Source organism: Alteromonas sp. 14N.309.X.WAT.G.H12 (assembly GCF_036697315.1).
Classification (GTDB): domain Bacteria; phylum Pseudomonadota; class Gammaproteobacteria; order Enterobacterales; family Alteromonadaceae; genus Alteromonas.
Genome location: NZ_JBAHZB010000023.1, coordinates 36,810 through 46,076 on the forward strand (window position 1 = coordinate 36,810; position 9,267 = coordinate 46,076).

6 protein-coding genes are annotated in these 9,267 nt (G+C 47.1%); 3 read left to right on the plus strand and 3 right to left on the minus strand.

From position 1 onward, the window contains the following. Nucleotides 1–39: 39 nt before the first annotated feature. The 3 genes from V5298_RS08965 to ccoG all read right to left on the minus strand — a co-directional run bounded on the left by V5298_RS08965 (nt 40) and on the right by ccoG (nt 3,204). On the minus strand, nt 40–663 hold the full coding sequence (locus V5298_RS08965; RefSeq protein WP_332931120.1) for a thiol:disulfide interchange protein DsbA/DsbL: 624 nt from the start codon (nt 661–663) through the stop codon (nt 40–42). A 131-nt stretch (nt 664–794) separates the two neighbouring features. Then, complete coding sequence (locus tag V5298_RS08970) at nt 795–1,802, minus strand: serine/threonine protein kinase (protein WP_332931121.1); 1,008 nt, start codon at nt 1,800–1,802, stop codon at nt 795–797. Then, nucleotides 1,771–3,204, minus strand: coding sequence for a cytochrome c oxidase accessory protein CcoG (gene ccoG, locus V5298_RS08975; protein ID WP_332931122.1), 1,434 nt, complete (start codon nt 3,202–3,204; stop codon nt 1,771–1,773). The genes V5298_RS08970 and ccoG overlap by 32 nt, the downstream gene beginning before the upstream one ends. Nucleotides 3,205–3,451: 247 nt before the next feature. Between ccoG and V5298_RS08980 the strand changes: the two genes are divergently transcribed. The 3 genes from V5298_RS08980 to V5298_RS08990 all read left to right on the plus strand — a co-directional run. Continuing rightward, nucleotides 3,452–3,817 carry a hypothetical protein gene (locus V5298_RS08980; protein WP_332931123.1) on the plus strand — a complete coding sequence of 122 codons (366 nt, stop codon included), beginning with the start codon at nt 3,452–3,454 and terminating at the stop codon, nt 3,815–3,817. Nucleotides 3,818–3,999: 182 nt separating this feature from the next. After that, a complete protein-coding gene (locus tag V5298_RS08985; protein WP_332931124.1) occupies nt 4,000–4,533 on the plus strand; it encodes a DUF3016 domain-containing protein in 534 nt (177 codons plus the stop codon). Between the two features lie 311 nt (nt 4,534–4,844). Further along, nucleotides 4,845–9,267, plus strand: a 4,423-nt coding sequence (locus V5298_RS08990) for an ExeM/NucH family extracellular endonuclease (RefSeq protein ID WP_332931125.1), incomplete at its 3' end; no start/stop codon positions are given.

Below are 9,267 nucleotides of genomic sequence, written 5' to 3' on the forward strand. Positions count from 1 at the left end.
ACGCGCTCTTAGGCGCGTTTTTCTAATTTAATACATCACTTACTTTTTCGTTAACCAGATAATCAGATCTTTGACATCATCCATGGACATGTCCCGGGTAAAGGTTGCTTGATAGCGACCGTTTACGATAAATGTTGGGGTGCCGTGAACTATGCTGCGATAATCATCCAGTAATTTGTTATTTTTCTTAACCATGCTATTGACGCCGAAACTGGCGGCCAGTTTATCAAATTCAGCCGGATCAACATCGTTAACCACATACAGGTTTTTCAGATCCGCTAAACTGGTAACTGGCGCACGTTGTTCGTGAATATATTTAAATATCGCCATATTTAGCTTGTCTTCCTGCTTCAATGCCCGACCAATCATCATCGCCCGTGTGGCAGCATCTTGGGTTTCTGTGGATGGTCCACCCATAAAGTTAACGTGGATCTTGGTAAACTTGGTTCCTTCAGGCAATGATTTTTCTATTTCTTCCACCAACGGTTCGAACCGATAGCAATGACCACACCAAAATGAGGCAAACTCATAGACTTCAGGGGTTTCTGTCTCAGGCATATCAAGGACTGTATAATGCGTACCTTCTTTCCATTTAGCGTCATCGGCACAGGCCTGCAAAGGGATGAGCAACGCCGCTAATAGAAATAATCCAATTTTTTTCATTGTTCGAACTTCCGTCATACGATTTAAGAGCGAAAAAAAGAGTAACACAGAGGGACAATAAGCACTAGTGAACGCGATAAGTCGCCACCAACACAGGATAATCGCGCTACTGTTTTTACTCATTTTTTAGGTTAAAGACCTAATTTTAGCGGCGCTTCATGAAGTGCCGCCATTTGTTCTTTGAGAGCAAGGATCTGTCCTTCCCAGTATTTGTCTTCGGCAAACCAGGGAAAGGCCCGGGGAAAGGCGGGATCTTGCCAGCGCTGAGAAAGCCAGGCCATATAGTGCACCATCCGCATGGCACGCAACGGCTCTATTAGACTAAATTGACGGCTATCAAAATGGTGAAATTCTTCATAGGCCTCAATCAGCACATCTAATTGTATTAACTGTTGCTGACGATCGCCGCACAACATCATCCAGAGATCCTGCATTGCCGGGCCCATTCTACAATCGTCGAGATCCACAAACATGGGGCCGTCTCGCCACAAAATATTGCCGGGGTGACAATCACCATGAAGTCGGATTAATTCGGTAGCCTGGTAACGGGTTTGGGTTTCGGCAATGAGGGGATCCAATATTGCAAAAAAAGCCGTTTGCAGGTGAGAGGGCAACAGAGTGCTGTTTGTTAAAATTTCCCGGGGCTTTTCCAAAAAGCTTGTTGGATCGAGCTGAGGGCGGCTGGAAAAGGGTTTGCTTTGGGCGACGCGGTGAATACGACCAATAAAGCGTCCCATCCACTCTAGTTGGTCGAGGTTATCCACTTCAAATTGACGGCCGCCCACTGATGGAAACACAGCAAAGCGGAAGCCGCAGGCATGATGCAGCGTGTTGCCTTCCAGGGTTAATGGCGCAACCATGGGAATATCGGCGTCTGCCAATTCACGGGCAAATTCGTGTTCTTCTAAAATTTGCTCAGTGGTCCATCGGTGAGGACGATAGAACTTAACCACCAGCCGTTGTCCGTCTTCTGCTTTAAACTGATAGACGCGATTTTCGTAACTGTTGAGTGCCAGCAAACCGGATTCAGGATAAATCCGGCAGCTTTCCAAGGCATCCAATACGGTATCCGGACTGAGTCCGGAAAACGCAAAATCCGTTGCTTGGTTAATCTCGGTAGAGGTATTTAGTTGGTTCATTGACTTCCACAACATTACCCTCAGCATCAGTGGTACTTACCCGGAATGAAATTTCGGTGACCGCTTGGCTCAGGTTTTTGGGTGAGGTTTCTACAGATAGTGGCATACTGAAGACTTCTCCGCCACCCACAGTCACTTCTGTTTCACCCATAATGTTGTAACTATCCAAGCCTTCTATATCGATGGCGTAGGTATGGGGCTCCTGAGACTTGTTCAGGATCTTAATGGTGTACACATTTTCCACATTACCGCGCCCATTTTCCCGGTACAGCGAATTTCGGTCACGGATCAAATCCACAGCCAGAGGAACGCGGGTGACGATATCGGCCACCAAAAAGCCCGTCATTAACAGCAAGACAATAAAATAACCCACCAACTTCGGCCGAACGATGTGGGTGGTGCCCCCAGACAAACGTTCTTCTGAGGTGAAAAGAATGAGGTTTTTCGGATAATTCATTTTTTCCATCACCCCATTGCAGGCATCCACACATGCGCCGCAATTAATGCACTCGTATTGCAAGCCGTTCCGAATATCGATGCCGGTGGGGCAGACCTGCACACACAGTTGACAATCGATACAGTCGCCAAGGCCTTTTTCCGCTAACGCCTCATGACTAAGTTTTCTAGAGCGTGGACCGCGTTTTTCCCCACGATTGAAATCGTAAGAGACAGTAAAAGTGTCTTTGTCGAACATGGCAGATTGGAAACGGGCATAAGGACACATGTGGGTACACATGATCTCCCGCATCCAGCCAGCATTACCGTAGGTGCAGAAGGTAAAAAACAGAATAGAGAATACGGCCCAGAAACCGGCATTAAAGGTGAAAAAATCAACAAATAGCGGGCCGATGGGCGTGAAATAGCCAACAAAGGTTAATGAAGTTAGCAGCGCGATGGCTAGCCAGGCCAGATGTTTAAGGGTTTTACGAATGAACTTGTCGGCATCCATGGGACGCTCATCAAGCTTAATACGCTTATTTCTTGGGCCTTCAATTTTTTCCTCACACCAGATATACATGTACACCCAAGTGGTTTGTGGGCACATAAAACCGCACCACACACGACCAGCAAAGGTGGTAATGAAAAATAAGGCAAAGGCGCCCACAATGAAAATATAAGCTAAAAGGGTGAGATCCTGAGGCCAGAGGGTCAAGCCGAAAATGGTGAACCTTTGTTCCATGATATCCAGTAAGATAGCTTGATGCCCGTCGTATTGGATCCATGGAAAGACCGCAAAAATGGCCAGAAAGATAAAACCAAAAAAGCGTCGGAAATTCTCAATAGGCCCTTTTACGGCTCGCACATAAATTTGGCTACGGGAAGACTGACGTTTTCTTCCGCCACCGGCACTGGGGTGTACTTTTACCGGCGTAACGTCTTTAACCTGAATGTGTTCGCTCATGAAAAACCTTTACTGACACAGGGACAATTTTAGCGGGCAGTATAACAATCGATGCGATAGTCGTATTAATATAGATCAATCAACAAAGAAGCTAAATACTACTCTGGCTTATAAAACTTAATAAATAAGTATGAAAAATAAACTATTTTTTTGGGTTTTATCTGTCTACATTAGTCTGCTATTAAGATTCCGCCTAGCCCATAATACAATAATATGGCGCATAAATGACGTAGAGGAAGCAGAAATTATGTGGCGCAGTATAGTGGTATTTTTCGAAATTGCAGCTCTTATTACGGTATTACGACTTCCGTTTGTGCAATATCTTTTAGAAGATGTGCACGAAGAAGTGTCCCAATGGTATGAAAGTATTGCAAGCTGGCAGGAAAGAAAGGAACTCTCGGAAATAGAGCAGCTTACCGCTGCCCAACGGGAAAAGCTCAGACCGTATCAGCAAGACTATATTAACGATATTATCAAAAGCCGTGCGCAGATTGTCTCTTTTCACCAGACGTTTTGCTTAAATGACAATATTAACCCGTTTATTCATGGTGCAGAGCTCGCCCAATTCTGCCAGACCATCGACAGTACCCATCTGCTGGCGGCGAGACGCTAGTTACTCTTTTGTTGATTCAGCTTCGGTTCATCCACGTCAAGTTAGAGTTTAATTCGGTTAAATAGCGGGAACTGCCCGTTTTAGGCCAGCTCTAATGCTAATAGGTGATCCGGTATTGATGTGCAATGGCGACAAAGGCACAGCACCGGCGATGATGATGAATTCGTGAGGAGACGTTTAGCATGGTTAAAATAGTCAAAAGCAGCGTGTTGAGTTTACTGTTCACTACCCTCGCTGTATCAGCCAATGCCTATAGCGCAGAGGTGGAAGTGACGTGGGAAGCCCCCGATACTTATACTGATGTGCGAGCTGCCAATGAAAGCCGTGTGCGCTTTAAAGAACGCACTTTTAAGACGTTGTCGGCCTACTTTTCGAAACTGGCCGAACAACTGCCTGAGGATCAAACATTGTCCATTACTGTGACGGATCTTGATTTGGCCGGTGAGGTATGGCCGAGCAGTTTTGTTTTTGGAAATGGTATGGGAACGGATGTGCGCATTATCAAACGGGTAGATATTCCAAGAATTTCGTTTTCCTATTCGTTGAAAGACAGTGGGGGAAACGAGATAAAAAGTGCCGACGTAGATCTTAAAGATATGGGCTTTTTAGAAAATGCACGAACCATTGCCCAAAGCGACAATCTGGCCTATGAAAAAGCCATGTTAAAAGACTGGTTTCGGGATGAAATGGCCAGCGTTACCGTAAAAAATCTATAGATTCCCCCTTTTCTTTGTGAATGGCGTTTATACCTAGTGTAAACGCTATTTTTACATTTCCTTCATCTTCCTCCCCCGTCCTGATTGGCTATTGTTTCGCTTGAATTGCGCTTTTAGGCGCATTTTCACGTTTTATTACGTGTTTTTACGTTTCTGCTGGTTTTTGCATCCCTTGCTATATCTGCTGCACAGACCATTTGGTCAAAAAAATGTCAAGATTGGTCAAAAAGTTGTCATTTCTTTGTCGTAAATTCTCTATACTCTTTAACTGCACTTTGGGACAGTTACTAATAATAAGCAGGAGCATAATAATGAAAGCACTTATCCTGTTTCCACTCGCACTTGGTATGTCTGCGTCTGTGATGAGCAGCGAATTACTTATCAGTCAGTACGTTGAAGGAAGCAGCAACAACAAAGCAATCGAGATTTATAATCCCTCGGAACTGCCGGTTACACTGGACAGTTATACCTTATCTTTTTACTTTAATGGCAATACTGCCGCCGCAGCCAATATCAGCTTGTCTGGTAGCCTTGCAGCGAAAGAGACGTTAGTGATTGCTGATGATGGCGCCAGTACAGCATTGCTGGCATTGGCGGATATCACCTCGTCTCAGAGTTTCTTTAACGGCGATGATGCCATCGTACTTACAGACGATACGGGTGTTGTACTTGACAGTATTGGTCAGGTTGGTGTTGATCCCGGTTCGTCCTGGGGCAGTGGCAGCGTGACCACCGCTAACGATACCTTGGTACGATTGTCCAGCGTTACCGTTGGCGATACCAACATTTACGACGCCTATACCACCAGTGAGTGGTCCGGATTACCTCAAGATGATTTTACCGGGCTTGGAAGTCATAGCCTCGACGACAGCGGTGACGACGGTGGTGGTGATGACGGCGGTGATGACGAAGTCTTAGATGGGGTGTGTACAAACTGCCCTGAGTTAGACAAGATCGCCGATGCCAGTACCTTTGATCCCACCAGTTACTATGCAGCGGTACAGGCAGAAATTGATGCGGGAGCCAGTGCAGCGGCAATTCGCCAGGTGTTGAGTGATACCATTTCCGGTCAACGGGTGCTGACCTATACCGAAGTATGGACAGCGTTAACCGAAACCGATGAAGATCCTGCCGACGACAGCAATATCGTGCTGATTTATTCCGGCAAGTCTATTCCTAAAGCCAATAATGGTTCTGGAAGCTTTTCCAGTGAACCTGATTATTGGAACCGGGAGCATACCTGGCCTAAAAGTCATGGATTTAGCAGTAGCGGCTATGAAGCCTATACGGATATCCAACATCTGCGACCCGCGGATATTACCGTCAACAGCAGTCGCGGCAATCTCGACTTCGATGACAGTGATAGTGAACTGGCGGAAGCGCCGGAAAATCGTGTAGATAGCGACTCCTTTGAACCCCGTGATGCGGTGAAAGGCGACATCGCCCGTATGATGATGTATATGGATATGCGCTATGAAGGTACCGGCAGTGATAGTACACCGGACCTTATGCTGGTGAATGAAATTACCTCATCCGGTGAGCCTGAATTAGGTATGTTGTGTACCTTGCTGTCATGGAACGAAGCCGATCCGGTAGATGATACGGAAATTCGACGCCAAAGCACCATTTACGAATACCAAGGCAACCGTAACCCCTTTGTTGACCATCCTGAATGGGTAAGCTTGTTCTATTCTCAAGATACCTGTGCAGATACCGGGGAAGACGAGGAGGAAGAGGTTGATCCTGTACCGGAAACATCCACTTCTCCAGCGGTCATGCTTACGGGTGTATTTGATGGCCCGTTATCAGGTGGCGTGCCAAAAGGCATTGAATTATATGTCATCCGCGATATCGACGATTTGAGCGTTTGTGGTGTTGGTAGTGCCAATAACGGCGGCGGTTCCGATGGCGAAGAATTTTCCTTTCCCGCGGTGTCGGCATCAGCCGGTGATTTTCTGTACGTTGCCAGCGACACCGACGGTTTTACGTCTTTCTTTGGCTTTGCGCCGGATTACGTAAGCACCAGCATGTCTATTAATGGTGATGATGCCATTGAAGTCTATTGTGATGACGAAGTGGTTGATTTATACGGTGATATCAACACTGACGGTACGGGCGAATCTTGGGAATACCTGGATAGTTGGTCTTACCGCATTGCAGGAGGTCCATCAGCCTCTTTTGATAGTAGTCAGTGGAATGTTGCCGGTGCCAATGCTTTTGATGGTCAATCGGACAATACCACGGCAACGACACCGTTCCCGTTGGCGACCTATGTGCCACCGGCCACAGAATTGTTCATCTCTGAATATATTGAGGGTTCGGGTAACAACAAAGCACTGGAAATTGCCAATTTGGGGATCTCCGAAGTCGATCTGACTGACTACGATGTGCAAATATTTTTTAACGGCAGTCTGACCGCCGGACAAACCATTGCCCTATCTGGCACCCTAGCAGCCGGTGAAGTATTCGTACTTGCCAATAGCAGTGCAGAAAGTGCGGTGCAAGTGGAAGCGGATCTGGTTTCAGGTAGCCTGGCATTTAACGGCGATGACGCCGTGGTGCTGAGAAATGCTGGCACTGTGGTCGATAGCATTGGTCAAATCGGTCTTGACCCAGGTTCTGCTTGGGCCACGGACGATGTGAGCACGCAAAATGCGACCCTAGTACGTAAAGCAACGGTGATCGCCGGTGATGAAGACGCTTATGATAGCTTCGATCCCAGTCTTGAATGGGATAGTTATGCCATCGATACCTTTGACTATTTAGGTAGCTACCTACGTGACGAAACCGAAACCGTCGAACTGGGTATGTGTGGCGATAACGCCACCTTAATCAGTGCTGTACAAGGTTCGGGCACATCCTCACCCATTAGTGGGTTGGACGTGGCCATCGAAGGGATTGTGACTCATGTCACGCCGGATCTTAACGGGTTCTGGGTACAGGAAGAAAGTGCCGATGAAGATGGCGATCCTCTTACGTCCGAAGGTGTATTTGTAGCAAGCACTGATCTACTTGATACCGTCTCAGAAGGAGATCTGGTTCGCCTGGCCGGTACGATTAGTGAAGAATATGGTCGCACTACGGTTTCGGCCACCTCTGAAGCCCTTGTGTGTGGCTCGGGTAGCGTATCGCCGGTCGCCATTACGTTGCCGATGAGTGATACCGATGACTTTGAAAAATACGAAGGTATGCTGGTCACCAGCGATCAAAACTGGATTATCAGTAATAATTATGCCTACAGTGATTTCGGTGAAATTTGGGTGTCCACAGAGCGTTTGTATACACCAACCCAAATTTATGCGCCTGGTTCTACCGAAGGCGAGGCACTGGCCGAAAGTAATGGGTTAGACCTGCTTATTATTGATGACAATGCCGACGGTTATGCCTCATCATGGATGCTGCCATCAGAAGGGTTCTCACCGTACAATACGCTCCGTTCTGGTGATCTTATTACCTCAGTGACCGGGGTGATGGACTATGGTTACTCGGCGTATCGTATACGTCCGGTTTCAACGCCGACCTTAGTTGCTGATAACCCTCGTACTGAGGCACCTGAGTTAGCTGATGGTAACCTGAAAATTGCCAGCTTTAATGTATTAAACCTGTTTAATGGTGATGGAACAGGCGGTGATTTCCCCACAGAACGTGGTGCGACTACCTATGACGAGTACCAGCGTCAACTGGCTAAAATCGTAGCTGCCTTGGTGGCAATCGATGCCGATGTGGTGGGCTTACTGGAACTGGAAAACGATGGTTATGACAGTAACAGTGCCATCGCGCAACTGGTTGATGCACTGAACTCGGAACTGGGCGCAGAGACCTATGCCTATATTGATGTAGGTGTGGAGCAACTGGGTACTGACGCTATTGCCTCTGGTATTATCTATCGGTTAGCCAGTGTCACGCCTGAAGGCGCGCCAGAAATCCTAACCTCGGACAACAGCATCGTCGATGACGATGGCGTTTTGTTTGATGATTATGGTAATCGTCCGTCTTTGGCGCAGCGCTTTACCCATATCGAATCGGGTAAATCCTTCGCAGTGGATGTGAATCACTTAAAATCTAAAGGAAGCAGCTGTGGTGACGGTGATGATAGTGCTGAACAAGGTAACTGTAACCTGACGCGTACTCGCGCCGCAACGGGGCTTGTAGCTTGGTTACAAGAAACCTTTGAAGATACTGCCATCATTCTGTTGGGTGATTACAATGCCTATGCACAGGAAGATCCCGTACAGGTCATCACTGGCGAAGGCTTTATCAACGCTGCGGCCTATGTTCTGGGTTCTGAGGCTTACAGCTACAGCTACGATGGACTGGCGGGCACCTTGGATTATCAGTTCGTTAACGATACCGCCTTCGATTGGTTAGTGGATGTGACCGAATGGCATATTAACAGTGATGAACCTGAAATCTTCGATTACAACGAAGAGTATAAGGATGAATCTTTCCTCAACGAACTGCCATACCGGGCATCGGATCATGATCCTGTGATTGCTACCTTCATGTTGGATGTGGAAGATACCGCCCTAGCCGGTGACTGGGATGATGACGGTGATATCGATAACGACGATATTCGTGCTTTCTTACTGGCATTGTTTGCCGGGGAATCCATTGATATGTCTTTCGATTTGAACAGTGACGGTGTTGTAAATAGTCGTGATATCGCCACTATGCGCACCTTATGTACCCGAACCAGTTGCGCGACAGCAGACAGTGAAAGCAGCACCACAAGCC